We start from the raw sequence: 19,129 nt of genomic DNA, 5'->3' as shown, positions 1-19,129 counted from the left end.
TGGTCGGAACCGGCTATGGGCGCAGGTAGGGGCCCGGGTAGAAGGAGGTGAAGGACGGGGTCGTGGGCTGCAGGCCGGGCTCGGGGTCCGTGTCGAACACCGTCTGGTAGCCGGGGGCCAGTGTGGCGGCGGAGCGGTTGAGCGCGGCCGGTCGAGTGTCCGGCCAGCGGTCGGTGTCCATGCGGGTGAGGAGCGCCTTCAGTGTCGCGATCTCTTCGGAGGCGGTGAAGGAGCAGTGGTAGCCGCGGTCGACGTAGAGCCGCCTCAGGTTCGCCGGGTCGCGTACCTGGGCGGCGTACCGGCGCTGGTTCTCCGGCGGGACGTTGCCGTCGCCCGTGGAATGCAGGGTGACGACCGGCCAGGGTGTGCGGCCGGACGGGGTGCCGTAGCGGTCGAGGTAGCGCACGGCGGCCGGGTCCGCCTTGACGCGCGGTGCCGCGTTCAAGCGCTTGAGATCGTCGCGGAGGCTCAGACCGGCCTCACGGTAGGCGCGCTTCACCAGGGCCTTCTGGCTGGAGCGGGCGAAGAGGGACCGATAGTCCACACCGGTGTTCCAGGACGGGTTCCCGCCGGCGAGCTTCTCGATGTCGGTGCGGTTGGCGCCCCAGAACGCCCCGCGGTCGTAGGCGGCGTAGTAGACCTGCTGTTCCACCTGGCCGGCGACCGTGTCCGGCGCGGGGGCCCGTGCGGTATAGCGACCGGGAATGTCGGCGAGGGCGGCGGCGAGGGCGAGTCGGGCGTGCCCGCCGGGGTCGTCCAGGGCGGTTCCGAGGGCGCGGCGGGCGTTGGTGGTGTTGGCCTGGGGGTCTTTGACGCGCACCAGTTCCAGGTCGGGCGCCAGGAGTGTCTTGATCGCGTAGTTGGTGTCGAGGGCGCTGTTGAAGTGGCCCGTCGTGCCGCCGAGCACTCCGCAGAGGGAGGCCACGCCGGCGAAGCGGCCGGGGTTGCGTTCCGCCAGGAGCACCGAGGTCAGCCCGCCGGCGGACGAGCCGGCCGAGACGGTGCGCCCGGGTTCTCCGACGTTCGCGGTGAACCAGTCGAGCAGGTCGATCTGGTCCTTCAGCCCGGACTCGACCACCCCCCAGCCGCGCGACACGCGGAACTGCGAGGCCGCCAGCGCGTACCCGTGGTCGAGCAGCCACTGCCGGGTGGCCGGGTGGTTCGCCAGCGAGATCTCCGAGGGCGCCGGGTACTCCAGGCTGTACGCGCCGTGGCTCCACAGCAGCAGCGTCCCGTTCCAGCGGGCGGGGACCTCGACGCGGTAGGGGACTCCGTCGATGTCGCCCTCGCGGACGCTCGCGCCGTCGTCGGCGCGGACGGGGAGGGCGGCCGCGGTCAGGGCGGCGAGCACCATCAACGGAACGGTGCGGCAGAGCAGGCGGAGGCGTTTCATGCCCGCACCTTCCAGCACGTTCCGCGCCGGGTGCAATGATTTCAGAAATAGGTTAAATGTCGTATTCTCCGCCCCATGCTCCGGCTCTGGCTCGACTACGAGGACCTCACCCGGATTCGCATCACTCCCGGCCTCTCGCCGCTCGCCCAGACCGTTCTCGGCGCCCAGTCCCTGCGCGGCATCGGGCCGGAGCCGATTCCCGGCGCCTGGCGGTCGCGGACGCGCGCCAGGCTCACCGGCCCGTCCCGCCTGCTGCTCGATCTGGTGCCGCCCGGGCGCTGGGTCCCCGACTTCCTGACGCCGTACACGCTCGTGCCGGGTTTCGAACCGGAGCTGGACGCCGTCGCGTCGACGCCCGTCCGGCGGATCCGCGACGAACTGGAGCGCTCGTACGGCTCGCGGCCGCCGGTCCCGTGGCTGACCCGCCTCGCCGGCCGCGACGGGGAGACCATGCGGACGCTGGTCCGGGGGCTTCGCGACTTCCACCGGGTCGCGCTGGCGGACTCCTGGGCCGGCCTCAGCGACCATCTCTGCGCCGAAGCGTCCCGGCACGCCCGCACGATGGCCCGCGACGGGATCGGCGGCCTGCTGGGGAGCCTGCACCCCGCCGTCCGGTGGACGTCCCCGGTCCTGGAGGTCGAGACGTTGCGCGACGGCGACGTCCACCTCGACGGGCGCGGGCTCCTCCTGATGCCCTCGGTGTTCGTCACCGGGCCGCGCGTCATGGTCGCCGGCGACGGCCCGGCGACCGTGGTGGTCCCCTCGTCCCGGCCGCCCAGCGGGGCGGGCGACACCCTGCCGCAGGTGTTCGGCCGGACTCGTGCGGCCGTGATCCGGCTGGTCGGCGCGGACGGGGAGCTCACGACCGGGACGCTGGCGGCCCGGCTCGGGGTCAGCGCGGCGTCCGCCTCCCAGCACGCCACCGCCCTGCGCGGCGCGGGTCTGATCACCAGCGAGCGCCGGGGCAGGACGGTGCACCACGCGCTGACGCCGCTCGGGGAGCGGTTCCTGCGCGGCGGGGATTCGACGGAGTGAGAAGACCCCGCTCCCGGACGCGGGAACGGGGTCTTCGCGGTGATGTCAGCAGAGACCGCGCGGGTTCGAGGTCCGGCACTTGTTGTCGCGGAAGCGGTTGGTCCTGCTGCCGCTCCTGTCGACCAGGTCGAACGGAGCGTTGTCCTTGACGAGGTTGAGCTTGACCAGGTTGTGGCGGGCGGGCTCGCCCTTCGGGCTCGGGAACAGGACGATGCCGCCGGAGTAGGGCAGCGTGCCCCGGTTCCAGAGCACGGTGTTCTTCTCGATCGTGTTGTGGTCACCGCCGAAGACGAGGATGCCGGTGCCGCCGAGCGGCGGGACCTCCTCGTGCTGCGGGCAGGAGCGGTTGTTCTTCCAGACCTTGTTCTTCCAGAGCTTGGTGTCGCCCTGGCCGCCCTTCTGGTCGTCGTTGACGAGCGCGGCCCCGACGCAGTTGCCGACGAGCTCGTTCTCCCAGGCGTAGACGTGGCGGGCGTGCCTGACCAGCAGGCCGAGCGCGTTGCCCGAGGCATGGTTGTAGGCGACGACGGTGCCGCGCGCGTTCTTGATGTCGCCGACGTACAGGCCCGCGTCGGCGTAGTTGTCGACGGCCCGGTTCTTGACGAAACGTCCGCGGGTCGACCTGAACTCCGTGATGCCGTACTCGCCGTTCTTCTTCGCGAGGACGCGTTCGACGGTCAGGCGGTCGGTGTACAGGCCGTACACGCCGCTCTCCTTGAAGCCCCGGACGGTCAGATCCATGATCGTCACGCCCCTGACCGGGTGCTTGCGGTGGCCGATCACGCAGATGCCATTGCCCGCCGCCCCGGCTTCGGCGCAGTGGTCCTTGCGGCCCGGGTGGAGCACGGTCCTGTCGCCGTCCCCCTGGATGGTCAGGCGCTTGCGGACGAGGACGCCGCCGTCGTAGGCCCCGGCCTTGAGCCGGATGACGTCGCCCGGTCGTGCGCGGTCGACGGCTTTCTGGATCGAGTGGCCCGGCCACACGACGTGGATCCGCTTGTCCTGCCCACCGTCGGCCGCGTGCCCGGCCGGCGCGAAGGATGCCAGTCCCGCCAGCGCGACGGCCGTACCGAGCGAGGCCGCGAGAGTCCGCCTCATCCTTTTCCCCCGTTCTGTGCTTCATGGTGAGGACGCGCCGAAGTGACGCGTCCTCGCTCATCTTGAACAGAAGTGATGGCGCGGCCGGGTGTGGGAGGAGTAAAGAAATATTTGGGGGTTTCAGGCAGTGGGTGGGATGCGTCTGATAAATGCTGGCACGCCATTTTATTGACCATTAAGTATCGATTTGAGACGGTTGGAGGTGAGTCCGGGCGGTGTGAGCAACGTCTCAGCGGCTCATCTCGCGTGTTACACGGCGTTCACAAAAGGGCAACAGATGCGAAATGCCTGGTTGGCACGTTCTGTGAGGCCGAACCCGCAAGGCCCGGCAGCGAACGAAGGGACCGACGTTGAGCTACAAGGCCGAGTACATCTGGATCGACGGCACCGAGCCGACCGCGCGGCTGCGGTCGAAGACGAGGATCCTCGCCGACGGGGCCGACCTGCCGGACTGGGGGTTCGACGGGTCCAGCACGAACCAGGCGCCCGGCGACCACTCGGACTGCGTGCTGAAGCCGGTCTTCTCCTGCCCGGACCCGATCCGGGGCGGCGACAACAAGCTGGTGCTGTGCGAGGTCTACCTCGTGGACGGCACGCCCCACGAGACCAACACCCGCGCCAAGCTGCGGCCCGTGGCCGAGCAGTACGAGGCGCAGGACTCCTGGTACGGGATCGAGCAGGAGTACACCTTCTTCAAGGACGGTCGCCCGCTCGGCTTCCCGGAGCGCGGCTACCCGGCGCCGCAGGGCTTCTACTACTGCGGCGTGGGCTCGGACGAGGTGTTCGGCCGTGACATCGTCGAGCAGCACCTGGACGCCTGCCTGGAGGCGGGCCTGAAGATCTCCGGCATCAACGCCGAGGTCATGCCCGGCCAGTGGGAGTTCCAGATCGGCCCGGCGGGGACGATCGAGGTCGGCGACCACCTGTGGATCGCCCGCTGGCTCCTCTACCGCATCGCCGAGGACCACGACGTGGCCGCCACCCTCGACCCGAAGCCGGTCGAGGGCGACTGGAACGGCGCCGGCGCGCACACCAACTTCTCGACCAAGGCCATGCGCGAGGGCTACGACGCGATCATCGCGGCGTGCGAGGCGCTGGCCGAGAAGGCGCAGGAGCACGTCACCGGGTACGGCGCCGACATCGAGCGGCGGCTGACCGGCATGCACGAGACCGCCCCGTGGAGCGAGTTCAGCTACGGCGTGTCGAACCGCGGCGCCTCGGTGCGGATCCCGTGGCAGGTCGAGGTGGAGAAGAAGGGCTACATCGAGGACCGCCGCCCGAACGCCAACGTCGACCCGTACGTGGTGACCCGCCTGATCACGGGGACCTGCTGCGCGGCGCTGGAGAAGGCCGGCCTGGTCTGACGGAGCGCGACCGATCCCCGGGGAGCACGGCTCCCCGGGGATCCGCCGTGTTCTGCCATACGGGGTAACGCGGCCAAACATCTGCAAAATGGTGAGGTTGGGCGCGTTCCTCCCCGTGGCGCCGGGTAGCACTCCTACGTTCGCACCGGGGGAGGGAACATGCCCGACTCATCCTTCGGGCGGAACTCCGGTGGCCTGCCGGGCAGGCACGCCGGCCGCCCGGCGCCACGGCCGTGGGAACGCTCGTTCCGCTGCCCTTCCGCGGCGCGACGGCGGCCGACGGAGGCACCGCCCAGACGGTACGAGGACTTCGTCGCGCTGCACGAGGAGATCTCCAGGGAAGGCTCCGGCACGCCGCTGCGCCCGCTGTGGTGGACGGGGGTCTCCGCCGCGCTGGCCGGCGGGGGCCTGGCGTTCGCGATGACGATCGGGCTGCGGTCGGCGTTCGGCGTCGAGGTGCCGGTGTTCGCGGGCGCGAACACCGCCGCCGCGCCCGCCGCGACCAGCTACGCGCTGTGCGCCTCGGCGGCGACGATCCAGGCCACCGCGCTCATGCACCTGCTGCTGTCGTCGGCGGCGCGCCCGGTCCGGGCGTTCGCGTGGATCGGCGGGATCGCGGTCGCGCTGCTGACGATCCTGCCGTTCACCCTGCACGCCCGGCTCGACGCGGCGCTCGCCACGTCGGCGATCAACCTGGCCGGCGGGTCGGCCGTGGTGGCGCTGCTGTGCGCGGTGGTCTCGGCGACGTCCCGGCAGTTCCCGTGGGACGGCCCGGTCAGACGCGGCCGACCGTGATCGTCAGCGGGCCGCCCGCCGCCGAGGAGACGACCCGCACGTGTGCCGGCCAGCCGGAGCGCCGACCCCACCCAGCCGATCTCCGTCAGAAGGGGATCTGGCATCGCCGCCTCCGCCTCGCCCGTCGCCGTCCTCCCACGCCTTCCCCGCGAGAGACGGCCGAACCAGGGGTCAGGGCACGACGGTCACCGGCCACCGCCCCGCCTTGACCAGGCGGACGGCGACGGACCCGATCAGCCGGTGCCCGGCCTGCGCCGACGCGCCGACGACCACGGCGTCCGCGCGGGACTCGTCGGCTACGCGGGCGAGCACGGTGTAGGCGTCGCCCAGCTCGGTGACGAGGTCGTGGCGGACCTGCTCGCGCCCGGCGGCGGCCTCCAGCTCGCGGCGGATCTGCGCGGAGATCTCCTCGGCGGTCTCGCGCAGCGCGGCGGCGCCGCCCGGGGTGAGGCTGCCCATCGAGGCGACCGGCGCCACGTGCACGACGACGAGCCGGGCGCCGGCGCGGCGCGCGAGGCCCCACGCGTAGGCGCCGGCGCGCAGCGACGTCTCGGAGCCGTCCACCCCCGCCACGATCACCTTCGGCCCGTCGACGCCGTACTCGAACGGTCTCATCTGATCACCACGGGACCAGCGTAATCGGCGGTTCAGGGCCGGACGAACCGGGCCAGAAGGTCGCCGAGGCCGAGGGCGCCGGTACCGAGCGCCGTGTACATCGCGTCGGCGTCGCCGTAGCCGAGGTCGCGGGCGACGGCCAGGGAGTCGCCGCGCGCCTCGGCGGCGAGCAGGTCGACCTCGCGCGCCGCCAGTGCCCTGACGAGGCGGCGCCGGCCGGCCTCGGCGTCCTCCTCGGCGCGGCGCAGGGCGAGCCGCTGCTGGATGTGGACGCGGGCGGGCACCGACACGGCGAAGCCGAGCCAGTCCTCGGACGGGGATCCGGCCGGGTCGGTGAGGATCTGCACGACGTTGCCGCTGCGGATCTGCACCGACATGGGCGCGAGCCGGCCGTTGACGACGGCGCCGATGCAGCGGTCGCCGGTGCCGGGGCCGAGGGCGTAGGCGAAGTCGAGCGCGGTCGCGCCCGCGGGCAGGGGGACGATGTCGCCGCGGGTGGTGAACGCGGCGACGTTGCCGGCGGCGAGGTCGGCGCGCAGCCGGTCCAGGAACTCGGCGGACGGCGAGTCGGACTGCCAGGCCAGCAGCCGGCTCAGCCACACCAGGTCGCGGCGCTCGGCGACGGTGGGGCCCGTGTCGCGGCCCGCGTCCCTGATGTGCGCGACGATGCCGTACTCGGCGACCGGGTGCATCGCCTCGCTGCGGATGATCACCTCGAACGGGTCGCCGTCCGGGCTGATCACCCGCGTGTGCAGCGACCGGTACAGGTTGTCCTTGGGCGTCGCGATGAAGTCGCGGACCTGCCCGGCCACCGGGTGCAGCGCGGCGTGCACGGCCCCGAGCGCGACGTAGCAGTCGCTCTCGGCGCCGTCCACCACCAGCAGGAGCCGCGCCGCCTCGCACGGCCGGAGCCCGGCCAGGCCGCCGCCGAACGACTGGTGCACCGCGTACAGGTGCGACGGCCGCACCTCCACCCGTGCCCTGACCCTGTGCTCGGCGAGCGAGGGGCGCAGCAGCGCCGTCGCGTGCCCGAACGTCGGCCCCGCCCCGCTCAGCGCCGCCCGGACGGCGCGCCGCGTCGCCTCGTGCGCCCGCGGGTCGCGGGCGGCGAAGGCGAGGTCGTCCATCTCCCGCTTGAGGACGTGGATGCCGAGCCGCTCCGCGAACGGGACCAGCAGCTCGTGGGACGCCCGGGCGTAGGGGGCGCGCTTGTGCTCGGGCTGGTGGCGCAGCGTCCGCAGGTTGTGCAGCCGGTCCGCCAGTTTGATCACCAGGACGCGCAGGTCGGCCGCCGCGGCCAGCACGATCTTGCGGAACGTCTCGGCCTCGGCGCGGTCGCCCCAGCGGCTGCCGTCCAGCTTGGTGACGCCGTCCACCAGCACCGCGATCTCGTCGCCGAAGTCGGCGCGGACCTCCCCGAGCGTGTACGGGGTGTCCTCGACGGTGTCGTGCAGGAGCGCGGCGACCAGGGTCGTGGTGTCCAGTCCCATGCCGGCGAGGATCAGCGCGACCGCCAGTGGATGGGTGATGTACGGAGCGCCGGACTTGCGGAGCTGCCCGCGGTGCATGCGCTCGGCCACCGCGTACCCGCGCAGCAGTTCGGCCTCCGCGGCCCCCGGGAGGGGGCCGCCCGGGTGGGCGGCGCGACGGGCGGCGAGCAGGGGGGCGAGGGCGGCCCGCACGGGGTCCGGGCCGCCACCCGCCTCCTCCCGCCGCCGCGCCGGGAGGCGGAACCGTCCCGTCGCCGGATTCAGCGTCGCCATCGCGCCCCCGCCCGGCCCGTCCGCGGCACTCCGCCACGGACTGTGATCGCCATTATGCGCGATGTGGTCGTGCCGGGGGGAGACCCAGGCCGGGGCCACCTTCGGCCCCCGCCGCGCGTCAAGGGACGTTCCAATCTCCCTAGCCGTGCCGCCATCTACGCGTCCCCGGGTGTGTCGCCTCTGTGATCATGGCGTCGCCGACCGTAGTGTGGCGCACCGTTGTTGCGAGCCGCGCCGGCCACGCGCCGGGCCGCGCGGGACGTCGGGGGGCTGGGCATGACGGGCAGGAGCGGGCGGGACGGCGGCCGGAGCGAGCGGCCCCCGATCGAGATCATCGGGGTCGCCCCGTTCGGCCGGCCCGCGCCCCGTCTCGCCGTCGCGGTCGCCCGCGCGGGCGGCACCGGCGTGCTCGACCTCGGCGGCGACCGGGCCCGGGGGCTCGCCGCCCTCGCCGACGTCGGCCGCTGGTGGACGGGCCCGTTCGGCGTCCGCGTGCCCGCGCGGTGCCCGATCCGGCCGGACAGGGGTCCCCGAGGCCGCGCGAACCGTCCTGGTCGACGCGCCCCTGCTGGGGGCGGACGGCGCGCCGGACGTCGCCGGGTTCGCCCGCGGGCGCCGCCTGCTGGTGGAGGTCGTGGGTCCGGAGGAGGCCGCCGCCGCGATCGCCGCCGCCCGGGAGATCACCGGTGACGCGGGGCTCGTCGCGCGGGGGAACGAAGCGGGCGGGCGCGTCGGCGAGCTGACCACGTTCGTGCTGCTGCAGCACCTCCTGGCGGACATGGACCACTTGGCGGACATGGCCGTCCCGGTGTACGCGGCGGGCGGGATCGGGCCGCACTCCGCCGCGGCGGCGGTGGCCGGGGGCGCGGCCGGCGTCGTCCTGGACGTCCAGCTCGCGCTGGTCCGGGAGACGGAGCTGCCCGCCGACGTCGCGGCCAGGCTGGCGGCGATGGACGGCGCCGAGACGGTGGTCGTCGGCGGGCGCCGCATCCACCCGGGGCCCGGCGCGCCGGAGGCCGGACGGCGCCCGCTGCCCGTCGGGCAGGACGCGCCGCTCGCCGCCGCGCTCGCCGGGCGGTACGAGACCGCCGGGGGAGTGGTGCGGGCCGTCCGGGAGCAGATCGACCTGCACCTGCGGGCCGCCGTGCGGTCCGAGCCGCTCGCGCCGCGTTCCGAACCGGCCGTCGTGCAGGGCCCGATGACGCAGGTCAGCGACACCTCCGCGTTCGCCGGCGCGGTCGCGCAGGAGGGCGGCCTGCCGTTCCTCGCGCTGGCCCTGACGGCCCCCGGCCGGGTGCGGGAGCTGCTGCGCGAGACGGCCGACCGGCTCGGCGGGCGCCCCTGGGGCGTCGGCGTCCTCGGGATCGCGCCGCCCGAGCTGCGGGAGGCCCAGCTCGCCGCGATCCGCGAGGCGGCCCCGCCCTACGCGATCGTCGCGGGCGGCGGCCCGGCGCAGGCCGAGCCGCTGGAGGCCGCCGGGATCAGCACCTACCTGCACGTCCGGTCCCCGGAGCTGCTGGACCGGTTCCTGGCCGAGGGCGCCCGCAGGTTCGTGTTCGAGGGCGGGGAGTGCGGGGGGCACGTCGGGCCGCGCGCGAGCTTCCCGCTCTGGGACGCGCAGGTCGAGCGGCTGGCGGCGTTCGGCGGCGACCCGCGCGAGCTGTCGGTGATGTTCGCGGGCGGCGTGCACGACGCGCGGTCCGCCGCGATGGTCGCCGCGCTCGCGGGGCCGCTGGCCGAGCGCGGCGCCGACGTCCGCGTCCTGATGGGCACCGCGTACCTGTTCACCGCCGAGGCGGTCGCGGCCGGGGCGATCCTGCCGGGCTTCCAGGACGTCGCGCTCGGCTGCGGCGGGACGGCCCTGCTGGAGACCTCGCCCGGCCTCGCGACCCGCTGCGCCCGCACCCCCTACGTCCGGACGTTCGAGGAGACCCGCCGCGAGCTGGAGCAGGTCGGCACGCCGTCGCGGGAGGTGTGGCGCCGACTGGAGAAGCTGAACCTCGGGCGCCTGCGCGTCGCGAGCAAGGGCCTGCGCCGCGACACCCCGGTGGACGCCGGCGTCCAGCGCGCCGACGGCCTCTTCATGATGGGGCAGGTCGCCGCGCTGCGGTCGGCCACGACCCGGATCGCCGACCTGCACGAGCAGGTCACCTCCGGCGCGACCGCCTTCCTGGCCGCCCGCGCGGCCGAGCTGGCCGCGGCCGGATCCGGGGCGGCCGCCGGCGGGGCCCGCCCGGCCGACATCGCGGTCATCGGCATGGGCTGCGTGTTCCCGGGGGCCCGCGACGCCGGGCGGTACTGGGCGAACGTCATCGGCGGCGTCGACGCGGTCACCGAGGTCACCCGCTGGGACGCGGAGATCCACTACTCGCCGTCCGGGGAGGGCGGGACGCCGTCGAAGTGGGGCGGCTTCATCCCCGACGTCCCGTTCGACGCGCTCGCCCACGGCATCCCGCCCGGCGAGCTCGGCGGCGTCGACCCCGTCCAGCTGCTGTCGCTGGAGGTCGCCTCCCGTGCGCTGGCGGACGCCGGGTACTCCGACCGCCCGTTCGACCGGTCCCGGACGTCGGTGGTCTTCGGTGCGGCCGGGGGCGGCGACCTCGGCACCGCGTACGCGATGCGCGCGACGCTCCCGTCGTACTACGGCGAGGTGCCCGCGGGCCTGGACGAGCGGCTGCCGCGCCCGACCGGGGACTCCCTCCCCGGCGTCCTCACCAACCTCGTCGCCGGCCGGATCGCGAACCGGTTCGACCTCGGCGGCGCGCACCACACCGTGGACGCCGCGGGCGCCTCGTCGCTCGCCGCGCTCGACGCCGCCTGCAAGGACCTCGTCGCCGGGACCAGCGACATGGTGCTGTGCGGCGGCGCCGACCTGCGCACCGGCGTCCAGGACTACCTGCTGTTCGCCTCGGCGGGGGCGCTGTCCCCGTCCGGGCGCTGCGCGGCGTTCGACTCGTCCGCCGACGGCGTCGCGCTCGGCGAGGGAGTCGGGTGCGTGGTCCTCAAGCGCCTCGCGGACGCGGAACGCGACGGCGACCGCATCTACGCGGTGGTCAAGTCGGTCGCCGGGGCCGGCGACGGCCGCACCCCCGACGTCGCCTCGCCGCGTTCCGAAGGGCAGCGCCGCGCCCTGGAGCGCGCCTACGAGCGCGCGGGCGTGTCACCCGCCTCCGTCGGGCTCGTCGAGGCGCACGGCGCCGGGGCCGAGGCGGACGACAGGACGGAGCTGGCGACCCTCGCCTCGGTGTTCACCGGAGCGGCGCCGGGCGGCATCACGCTCGGGTCGGTGAAGTCGCAGATCGGGCACACCGGGTGCGCCGCGGGCCTCGCCGGTCTCATCAAGACCGCGTACGCGCTGCACACGGGCGTGCTCCCGGGGACGCTGCACCTCGCCCGGCCGAATCCGGAGTGGACGCCGGACGGCCCGTTCGCGTTCGGCGGCGCCGCCCGGCCGTGGGCCGCCGAACCGGGCGAACGGTATGCGGGGCTGAGCGGCTTCGGCGCCGGCGGCGCGAACTTCCACGCCGTCCTGTCCGGCTACGACGGCGCTCCCGAGCCGGTGTCCGGGCTCGACGAATGGCCGGCCGAGTTGTTCCTGATCCGCGGAGCCGACCGGTCCGCCGCGCGCGCCGGCATCGACCGGCTCTCGGCGCTGCTGCCCGGCGAGCCCCGGCTGCGCGACCTCGCCAGGACCGCCGCCTCGCTCGAAGGCCCGGTGCAGGCGGCGCTGGTGGCCTCGAACCTCGACGACCTCAGGGCCAAACTCGCGCAGGCGGCCGCGTTCCGCCCGGCGCCCGGTGTCTTCCTCCCTTCCGGCGAGCCGGGGCAGGTCGCGTTCCTCTTCCCCGGCCAGGGCAGCGAGCGGCCGGGCATGCTCGCGGACCTCTTCGTCGCCTTCCCTCGCCTCCAGCGCCTGCTGCGGCACGCCGGCGGACGGTACGCGGGCGCGATGTTCCCGCCCGCGGCGTTCACCCGGTCGGAGTCCCGCCGCCACCGGGCGGAGATCACCGACACGCGGGTCGCGCAGCCCGCCCTCGGCATCGCCGGGCTGGCCGTCCACCGGCTGCTGACCGCGGTCGGCGTGCACCCGCACCTCGCCGCCGGGCACGGCTGCGGCGAGCTCGTCGCGCTCTGCGCCGCCGGCGTGTTCGACGACGCCGACATGATCGGCCTGAGCGCCGCGCGCGCCGAGGCGATCCTGTCGGCGGCCGGGGCCGAGCCGGGCGCGATGGCGGCGGTGGCCGCGTTGCTCGGCCGCGACCTGCGCTCGCCCGCGTTCCCGGTCTGGTCGAACGCGACGGCGGCCCCCTACGAGACCGACCCGTCCGAGCTGGCCGCCACCCTCGCGGGGCAGCTCGCCGCGCCCGTCCGCTTCGTCGAGCAGATCGAGGCGATGTACGCCGCGGGCGCCCGCACCTTCGTCGAGGCGGGACCCGGACGGGTCCTCACCGGCCTCGTCGCCGCGATCCTCGGGGACCGGCCGCACACCGCCGTGGGCTGCGACGCGCCCGGCGGCAACGCCCTGGCGGGGCTGCTGCGCGCGCTCGCCGAACTGGCCGCCGCGGGCGTCCCGGTCGACCCGCTGCCCCTGTTCGCCGGGCGCGACGCCCGCCCGCTCCCCGGCGAGCCCGCCCCGGAGCCCGGGTGGATCGTCAACGGCCATCTCGTCCGCACCGCCGACGGCGGGTATCCGGCGGGCGCGCTCCGGCCCGCCGAGCGCATCGAGGGCCCCGGCCCGGGCGGCTCGCAGGCCGCCGTCCTGGAGTACCTGCGCGCGAGCCGCGAGGTGATCGCCGCGCAGCGCGAGGTGGTCCTGCGGCACCTCGCGGCCCCGGTCCCGGCGGGACGGGACGCGGCGGCGCGGTCCGTCCCCGCGCCCCGTCCCGTCCTGCCGGGCGAGACGCTGCCGGACGGGCGGCCGGCGGCGCGGGACGCGCCGGAGGAGCGGCCGGCCGCCGACGACGAGCGGGACGTGCGCGCCTCCGCCGGCGCCGCGATCCGTGCCCGCAGGAGCGACGGCCGCACGGACGCACCTGGGGAGCCGCCGCACCCCGCCGTCCCGGAGCCGACCGCCCCGGAGCCCGCCGTGCCCGAACCCGCCGTGCCCGACGCCGCCGTGCCCGAACCCGCCGTGCCCGACGCCGCCGTGCCCGAACCCGCCGTGCCCGACGCCGCCGTGCCCGAACCCGCCGTGCCCGACGCCGCCGTGCCCGAACCCGCCGTGCCCGACGCCGCCGTGCCCGAACCCGCCGTGCCCGACGCCGCCGTGCCCGAACCCGCCGTGCCCGACGCCGCCGTGCCGCGGCCCACCGCCCATGTCAGCGCCGCGGACCTGTCCGGAGGCCGTCCCGCACCGCGGGTGGCACGGGAGGTCCCGAGGATCGTCGAGCTGGACGCGCTGCCCGTGCCGCCGGAGTCCGGGGCGGGGTTCGCGGGCAGGCGGTTCCTGATCGTGGACGACGCGTGCGGCGTCGCGCTCGAACTGGCCGACCTGCTGGAGCGGCACGGCGCGCAGGTGCGCGTCCCGCCGGACGTCGACGGGCCCTGCGACGGGCTCGTCCATCTGGCGGCGCTGCGGCCGGGAGCCGCGCGCGTGCTGCCGCAGGCGTTCGGGGGCGTCCGGCAGGCGCTGGCCGGCGGCCTGCGGTGGCTGGTCTTCGCGAGCGGCGCCGGTGGGACGTTCGGGCACCGGTTCTGCGGCGGCGCCGTCGGGGACCCGGGACCGGGAGCGGGCCTGGGAGGGCTGGCCCGGACCATCGCGCGGGAGTACCCGGAGGTGCTCGTCCGCGCGCTGGACGTCGACACCAAGGACACCCCGCGCGCGATCGCGCAGCGGATCCTGGCCGAGCTGCTGACCGCCGAGGCGCCGGTCGTGGTCGGGCACGAGGGCGGCCGGCGCAACGCCCTGGACCTGATCCCCGCCGGACCGCCCGGCGGGGACGCGGCGAGCCCGCCGGGCCCCGGGCCGGACGGCGTCGTCCTGCTGACCGGGGGCGCGCGGGGCATCACCGCGCGGGTCGCCCTGGAGTTCGCCCGGACGAGCGGCTGCCACATCGAGCTGGTGGGCCGCACCCCGGAGCCGGTGGGGGAGCCGGAGTTCCCTGACGCCGAGGACGAGGCCGGGCTGCGCCGCGCGCTCGTGGCGCACGGCGAGGAGCAGCCCGCCGAGATCGAGGCGACGGTCCGCAGGCTTCTCGCCGAGCGTGAGATCCGCCGGACCCTCGGGGCGCTGGGCGAGCACGCCGCCTCCGTGCGGTACCACGCGGCGGACGTGCGCAAGCCGGGCGCCGTGCGGGCCGTGGTGGACGACGTCTACCGGCATCACCGGCGGCTGGACGGCGTCGTCCACGGCGCCGGTCTCGCCGGGGACCGCCTCATCCGTGACACCTCGCCCGAGTCGTTCGCGCGGGCGTACCGGACGAAGGTGGACGGCGCCGCCGCCCTCGTCCAGGCGGTCCGCCCCGGCCTCGGGTTCTTCGTCGTCCTCGGCGGCATCGCCGGCGCGCACGGCGGCCGCGGGCAGGCCGGCTGCGCGGCGGCCGGCGACGCGTGCGGCGCGCTCGCGCACGTGTGGCGGAGGCGGCTGCGCGGGCGGATGCTCGTCGCGGAGTGGGGCCCGTGGGCGGGCGGCGCGGTGTCGCCCGAGCAGGCGCGCGAGTACGCGCGGCGCGGCGCCGGGCCGATCGACCCGGACGCCGGGGCGGCCGCCCTGCTCAGGGAGATCGCGCACGGGGACGAGACACGGGTCGTGCTGACCGGGACCGTCCGGTGAGCGGGGCGGCGGAGCCCATCGCGATCGTCGGGGCCGGGGCGGTGTTCCCCGGCGCCGGCTCGGCGGCCGAGCTGTGGCGCAACGTCCTCGACGGGGTCGACGCGATCGGCGACGTGCCGCCCGGCCGCTGGGACCCCGCGCTCTACTACGACCCCGACGCGTACGGGCGGGAGCCGGAGAGCGACCGGTTCTACTGCCGGCGCGGCGGGTTCGTCGACGAGCTGGCCACCATCGACCCGGCCAGGTTCGGGATCGTGCCCGCGGCGGTGCGGGGCATGGAGCCCGACCACCTGCTGGCGCTGCGCGCGGCCGGCGACGCGATCGCGGACGCGGGCGGCGCCGAGCGGCTGCCCGACCGTTCCCGGATCGGCGTCGTCATCGGGCGCGGCGGCTACCTCGCCCCGGGCGCGGCGCGGTTCGACCAGCGCGTCAGGACCTCCCACCAGGTCGTCGGGATCATCGGCGAGCTGGTGCCCGAGCTCGGGCCGCGGCGCCTGGCGGAGATCCGCCGGGCGTTCTGCGACCGGCTGGGCCCCGACGAGCCGGACGCCTCGGCCGGGCTGCTGCCGAGCTTCGCCGCGGCCCGCATCGCCGACCGGTTCGACCTGCGCGGCCCCGCCTACACGCTGGACGCGGCGTGCGCGTCGTCGCTGCTCGCGGTCGAGCACGCCGTGCGGGCGCTGCGCGGCGGGCATGCCGACGCGATGCTGGCGGGCGGGGTCCACCACGCGCACCACGCCACCGTGTGGAGCGTCTTCAGCCGGCTCCGCGCGCTGAGCCCGAGCGAGACGATCCGGCCGTTCGACCGGGCCGCCGACGGGACGCTCCTGGCGGAGGGGACGGGCGTCGTCCTGCTCAAGCGGCTGTCGGACGCCCGGCGGGCCGGGGACCGCGTCCACGCGCTGGTCCTGGGCGCCGGCTCGTCCAGCGACGGCCGCGCCGCGAGCCTCCTGACCCCGCTGGTGGACGGGCAGGTCCTCGCGGTGGAGCGGGCGTGGCGGGACGCGGGCCTGGACCCCGCCGCGCCCGGCGCGGTCGGGCTGGTCGAGGCGCACGGCACCGGCGCTCCGGCGGGCGACGAGGCGGAGCTGGCGACGCTGCGCCGGGTCTTCGGCACGGCCGGCCCGCCGATCGGCCTCGGCACCGTCAAGTCGATGATCGGGCACGCGATGCCGGCCGCCGGGATCGCCGGGCTGCTCAAGGCCGCGTTCGCGTTGCGCGACGGCGTCCTGCCGCCGACGCTGCACGTCGACGACCCGCATCCGGCGCTGGACGGCGGGCGGCTGAGGCTCGTCCGTGAGGCCGCGGAGTGGGCCCGGGAGGGCGGCCCCCGCCGGGCGGCGGTCAACGCGTTCGGGTTCGGCGGCGCCAACGCGCACGTGGTCCTGGAGGAGCCGCCCGCCGCCCGCAGGCCCCGGCGGCGCAGGCTCGACGCGCCGCCGTCGGACGAGGGCGTCCTGCGGCTGGCGGCACGCACGACCGAGGAACTGTCCGAGGCCCTGGCCGCCCCCGACGAGGAGCTCCTCGCCAGGGTCCGCGACGACGCCCCCGACCTTCCGTGCCGTCTCGCCATCGTCGGCCCCACACCGCGCAGGCTCGACCTGGCGCGCGCCCTCGTCCAGCGCGGAACCGCCTGGCGGGGCCGCAGCGACGTGTGGTTCTCGCCCCGCCCCCTCCTCGCGGGCGGCGGGCGGCTGGCGTTCCTCTACCCCGGCTTCGAGGCCGCCTTCGACCCGCGCGTGGACGACGTCGCCGCGCACTTCGGCATGCGGGCGCCCGTGCTGACCGGCCGCACGGACCTGGTCGGCCACGCCGCCGACGTGCTCCGCGCCGGCCGGCTGCTGACCGCGGCCCTCGGCCGGCTCGGCGTCGAGCCCGACGTGGCGGCGGGCCACAGCCTCGGCGAGTGGACGGCGATGGCCGCCGCCGGGGTCTGCGACGCGGACGCGGTCGAGGCGCTCCTCGGCGCCCTCGACGGCGAGGCCCTGGACGTCCCCGACGTCGCCTACGCGGCGCTCGGCTGCGGCGCGGCCCGGGTGCGGGAGGCCGTGGGGGCGCGGTCCGGCGTCGTCGTCAGCCACGACAACTGCCCGCACCAGTCGGTGGTCTGCGGTCCGGCCGGGGAGGTCCGCGAGGTCCTGGGCCGGCTCGCCTCCGAAGGGGTGCTCGGCCAGGAGCTGCCGTTCCGGTCGGGGTTCCACACGCCGCTCGCCGAGGCGTACGAGAAGCAGGTGCGGCGCTCGTTCGAGGCGCTGGAGTTCCGCGAGCCCCGCGTCCCGCTGTGGTCGGCGACGACGGTCGCGCCGTTCCCGCGCCGCCCCGCCGAGGTCCGCGAGCTGGTCGCGCGCCACCTGCTCGAACCCGTCCGGTTCAGCGAGCTGGTCGAGGAGCTGTACGGCGCGGCCCACGTGCGGGTGTTCGTTCAGGTCGGGCCGGGCGGGCTCACCGAGTACGTCGCCGACCGCATCGGCGGCCGGGAGCACCTCGCGATGGCCGTCAACGTGCCGAAGCGCGACGGGATGGCCCAGCTCCGCCGCGTCGTCGCCGCGCTGTGGACCGAGGGCTACGGCGCGTCCTCGCCGTCCCCGCCCTCCGCGACGGGCATGCGCCTGGACCTCGGGACGCCGCTGGTCAGGCTGGACGGGGCCGTCGAGCCGCTGCGGCTCGGCCGGGGACTGCCGCCGCTGCCGGCGGACGATCCCGTGCTGGCCGAGCTGGAGGCCCTGCTCGACGACGCGACGAGCGGGGCGCAGTCGGTCCTGGAGGCGCTCGGCGGCGGACCTCCGCTCCCGCCCGTCCCGGGCGAGGACGTCTCGCCGGTGGCCGCCGAGCTGAACGTCTCCCGCGTCTTCTCGGTCGAGTCGATGCCGTGGCTGCGCGACCACTGCCTCGTCCCGCAGCCCCCCGACTGGCCGGACATGTCGGACAGGTTCCCGATCGTTCCGCTGGCGGGACTGCTGGAGGTCATGGCCGACACGGCGCGCGAGCTGCTGCCCGACCTGGTGGTCGTGGGGTTCGAGAACGTCCGCGCGGTCCGCTGGCTCGTCGCGGCCCCGGCCACCCCCGCCGACATCCGCGCCTACCTCATCGAGTCGGCCGGACGGCCGCGCAAGGTGAAGGTCGTCGTCAACGGCCACGCCGACGGGACGGTCCTGCTCGCCGAGCGCTACCCGGCGCCGCCCCTGCCGGACCGCACGCCGCTCAGCGTCGAGGGGCCGCCCATCGTCACCGCCGAACGGCTCTACGAGGAACGCTGGATGCACCACGGCCCCCTCTTGCGCGGCGTCACCGAGATCACGGCGCTCGCGGAGGACGGCGTGCGAGCCGTCCTGACCTCGCTGCCCACGCCGGGCGCGCTCATGGACGGCGCGGGGCAGCTCTGCGCCCACTGGATCCAGGTGTACGGCGACACCAACCAGACCGTCTTCCCCGTGGGGATCGAACGGGTCGCCCTCTACGGGCCCACGCCGTCCCCGGGGGAGGACCTGGACACGACCATCTGGAACCAGTCCCTCACCGACACCACCATGCGCTGCTCGGCGGAGATGGTGACGGAGAACGGAACGGTGTGGGGGCGCGTCGACGGATGGACGACCCACCGCTTCTACACCGACGAGGCGCTCTGGCGGATGAAGTTCACCCCCGAGGTCTCCGGGACGGGGGAGCCGCAACCCGGCGGCTGGTGCCTGGCGCGCAAACGGTGGGACGGCACGGCGTCCCGCGACCTGCTGATGCGCCAGTACCTCTGCGCCGCCGAGCGCGCCGAGTACGAGGCCCTCCCGCCGTTCGCGCAGGGGCCGTGGCTGCTCGGACGGATCGCGGCCAAGGACGCCGTCCGCGACCACCTGTGGCGTGCGGGGCACGGGCCGCTGTTCCCCGCCGAACTCGCCGTCCGGGACGGGCCGGTCGTGACGGGGCCGTGCGAGGAGCCGCTCACCCTCTCGATCGCCTCGGACGCCGACCTGGGCGTGGCCCTGGTCAGACCCGGCCGCGAACCGGCTGGCATCGGACTCGCCCCGACCGGGGAGGGCGCGCGGATCCGCGCGGCCAAGCAGGCCGTGTCGGACGCGGTGCTGCGGGGAACGGGCACCGGATCCGACCGCCTCGAACTGGTCGTGACCGTCGCCGACGCCGAACGGCTCCTGATCGCGGCGGGCGGCACGGTCACTACCGTGGAGACCCGCGAACTCGAAGGACACGTCGTGGCCTGGACGGCCGCGTCCGGTACGGCGGACATGGAGGAGGCCCGAGCATGAACGACGTCGATCGCACCGGCGCCCGGCGGCCGGCGGGA

General features: G+C 75.7%; 9 protein-coding genes. 5 read left to right on the top strand and 4 right to left on the bottom strand.

Translation table 11 applies throughout. The features are described 5' to 3' along the window. Nucleotides 1–13: 13 nt before the first annotated feature. On the bottom strand, nt 14–1,393 hold the full coding sequence (locus CHC11_RS41520; protein WP_089313735.1) for an alpha/beta hydrolase family protein: 1,380 nt from the start codon (nt 1,391–1,393) through the stop codon (nt 14–16). Between the two features lie 75 nt (nt 1,394–1,468). Between CHC11_RS41520 and CHC11_RS41515 the strand changes: the two genes are divergently transcribed. Further along, entirely contained in the window at nt 1,469–2,428 is a 960-nt protein-coding gene (locus CHC11_RS41515; RefSeq protein ID WP_089313734.1) for an ArsR/SmtB family transcription factor, read from the top strand. 45 nt (nt 2,429–2,473) lie between these two features. Here the strand turns inward: CHC11_RS41515 and CHC11_RS22510 are convergent, their stop codons facing one another. Further along, nucleotides 2,474–3,526 carry a right-handed parallel beta-helix repeat-containing protein gene (locus CHC11_RS22510; RefSeq protein WP_089313733.1) on the bottom strand — a complete coding sequence of 351 codons (1,053 nt, stop codon included), beginning with the start codon at nt 3,524–3,526 and terminating at the stop codon, nt 2,474–2,476. A 350-nt stretch (nt 3,527–3,876) separates the two neighbouring features. On the opposite strand from CHC11_RS22510, the gene glnII reads away from it, so the two are divergent. Beyond that, complete coding sequence (gene glnII, locus CHC11_RS22505) at nt 3,877–4,890, top strand: glutamine synthetase (RefSeq protein ID WP_089313732.1); 1,014 nt, start codon at nt 3,877–3,879, stop codon at nt 4,888–4,890. A 159-nt stretch (nt 4,891–5,049) separates the two neighbouring features. Beyond that, nucleotides 5,050–5,685, top strand: a complete 636-nt coding sequence (locus CHC11_RS22500; RefSeq protein ID WP_089313731.1) for a hypothetical protein — start codon at nt 5,050–5,052, stop codon at nt 5,683–5,685. Nucleotides 5,686–5,856: 171 nt separating this feature from the next. Here CHC11_RS22500 and CHC11_RS22495 read toward each other — a convergent pair whose 3' ends face one another. Both CHC11_RS22495 and CHC11_RS22490 read right to left on the bottom strand, forming a co-directional pair. Then, nucleotides 5,857–6,300 (bottom strand): universal stress protein, encoded by a 444-nt coding sequence (locus CHC11_RS22495; RefSeq protein WP_089313730.1) that lies wholly within the window; start codon nt 6,298–6,300, stop codon nt 5,857–5,859. A gap of 32 nt (nt 6,301–6,332) precedes the next feature. Then, nucleotides 6,333–8,063 carry a RelA/SpoT family protein gene (locus tag CHC11_RS22490; protein ID WP_089313729.1) on the bottom strand — a complete coding sequence of 577 codons (1,731 nt, stop codon included), beginning with the start codon at nt 8,061–8,063 and terminating at the stop codon, nt 6,333–6,335. A gap of 634 nt (nt 8,064–8,697) precedes the next feature. Between CHC11_RS22490 and CHC11_RS22485 the strand changes: the two genes are divergently transcribed. Both CHC11_RS22485 and CHC11_RS22480 read left to right on the top strand, forming a co-directional pair. Continuing rightward, nucleotides 8,698–14,835, top strand: a complete 6,138-nt coding sequence (locus CHC11_RS22485) for a type I polyketide synthase (RefSeq protein WP_218826197.1) — start codon at nt 8,698–8,700, stop codon at nt 14,833–14,835. Further along, a complete protein-coding gene (locus tag CHC11_RS22480) occupies nt 14,832–19,091 on the top strand; it encodes a type I polyketide synthase (RefSeq protein ID WP_089313728.1) in 4,260 nt (1,419 codons plus the stop codon). Before CHC11_RS22485 ends, CHC11_RS22480 begins: the two co-directional genes overlap by 4 nt. Nucleotides 19,092–19,129 lie beyond the last annotated feature (38 nt).

It is taken from the genome of Actinomadura mexicana (genome assembly GCF_900188105.1).
GTDB lineage: Bacteria > Actinomycetota > Actinomycetes > Streptosporangiales > Streptosporangiaceae > Spirillospora > Spirillospora mexicana.
The sequence above is the reverse complement of the archived record's forward strand: the minus strand, read 5'-3'. Positions and strand labels throughout refer to the sequence as shown.